The sequence below is a fragment of the Stenotrophomonas sp. HMWF003 genome, from assembly GCF_003061285.1.
GTDB lineage: Bacteria > Pseudomonadota > Gammaproteobacteria > Xanthomonadales > Xanthomonadaceae > Stenotrophomonas > Stenotrophomonas maltophilia_AP.
In genome coordinates, this window is record NZ_QAIW01000440.1 from 33,803 (window position 1) to 35,624 (window position 1,822).

Consider the following 1,822-nt stretch of genomic DNA (forward strand, 5'->3'; position numbering starts at 1 on the left):
CGGCGAACTGGAATCGCAGGGATGGATCTGCAGCCCGAAGCCGGTTTCGCGGCAGGCGGCCAGCACCCCGTTCTGCACGCCGATGATGTGGTACGGGTTGGGGTTGTCGTAGACCAGCCCGACCACCAGCGTGGTGCCGGTGCGCAGGTTGCGCGCGGCGGGATCGGGCTCGTAATCCAGCTCGGCGATCGCGCGCAGTACGCGCGCGCGGGTGGCCTGCATCACCGACGGTTCGTTGTTGATGACGCGCGATACCGTCTTCAGCGACACCTTGGCCCGCTCAGCCACATCCTTGATGGTCGCTCTGCGCATGCTTTTTTCCTGCCGCTCCGGTTGGGCGTCCATGATCGCCGATCACTGACCGTCGCGGGGCAGCCCGGCCCGATGGCCGCGCACCGAATAGAACAGGATGTACAGGTAGCACGGCACCATCAGCCCGGCGAACACCCACTGGAAGTCGAAGTGCTGCTTGAGCACGGCAAATGCCTGCGGAATGATCGCGCCACCGGCGATGGCCATCACCAGCAGCGCCGAGCCGGTTTCGGTGAACCGGCCCAGGCCGCGGATGGCCAGCGGGAAGATCGCCGGCCACATCATGGCGTTGGCAAAGCCGAGCGCGGCCACGAAGCCCACCGACACATAGCCGTGGGTGAGCAGCGCGCCGATGCAGAACACCACGCCCAAGCTGGCCGACAGGCTCAGGTAGCGCGACTGCGACACCACGTGCGGGATCAACGCCAGCCCGGCCAGGTAGCCGACCAGCATCGCGCCCAGGGTGATGGAGGTGAACATCTTGGTCTGGTCCAGCGGCAGGTCGAAGCCGTGCCCGTAGGTCCCGATCGCATCGCCGGCCATCACTTCCACGCCCACGTACACGAACAGGCACAGCACGCCCAGCCACAGGTGCGGGAACTGGAAGATGTTGGTGCGTTCGGCGGTGCCGGGCGCGCGCGCCGGGGTGGCGTTGGCTTCGGCGGTCTTCAGTTCGGGCAGCGGCGAGAACAGCACGCCCACGGCCAGCACCACCAGCAGCCCGGCCATGGCCATGTACGGCATCTGGATCTTGGCCGCGAAGGTATTGAGCAGTACCGTCTTGGTGGCGGCATCGGCCACCTTCACCTGCGCGTCCAGGTCACCGATGCCATGCAGCACCAGCGTGCCGATCAGCACCGGGGCCAGCATGCCGGCGATCTTGTTGCAGATGCCCATCAGCGCGATGCGCCGGGCGGCGGTCTCGATCGGGCCCAGGATGCTGATGTACGGGTTCACCGCGGTCTGCAGCAGGGCCAGCCCGCTGCCGATGATGAACAGGCCGCTGAGCGCGCCCGGGTACCAGCGCTGCTGGGCGAAGTGGGCAAATACCACCGCGCCGGCGGCCATCACCAGCAGGCTCAGGCTCAGGCCTTTCTTCATGCCGGTGCGTTTGAGGATCCACGAGGCCGGCAGCGCCAGGAAGAAATAGGACAGGTAGAACACCATCAGCACCAGGAAGGCGCCGACCTCGTCCAGCTCGAAGGCCAGTTTGACGAAGGTGATCAGCGGCCCGTTGAGCCAGGTGAAGAAGCCGATCAGGAAGAACAGCACGCCGATGATCAGGATCGACGTAAGCACGCTCGAACGCGCGGAGGCAGCAGGCACGGCAGACATCAAGAAAGCTCCTGCATCGGCGGGCCACGGGGGCGTGCCGGAAGAGTGACTGGGAACAACGTTGTCACATTTATTCGTCGCCGCTGCCGGGTTTGTCAACAAGCGGTTTTGACCACGGTGCCGATCCACGCCGTGCTGCACCTGCGCAGATCGCACGCCCCGCCACGCTTGAGGG

Annotated in this window: 2 protein-coding genes; both read right to left on the minus strand. The window is 65.9% G+C overall.

Annotated features, from left to right (window positions below):
* Positions 1–312, minus strand: a 312-nt coding sequence (locus DBR34_RS24125) for a LacI family DNA-binding transcriptional regulator (RefSeq protein ID WP_258224148.1), incomplete at its 3' end; no start/stop codon positions are given.
* Between the two features lie 42 nt (positions 313–354).
* A complete protein-coding gene (locus DBR34_RS19430; protein ID WP_128097996.1) occupies positions 355–1,647 on the minus strand; it encodes a sugar MFS transporter in 1,293 nt (430 codons plus the stop codon).
* Positions 1,648–1,822 lie beyond the last annotated feature (175 nt).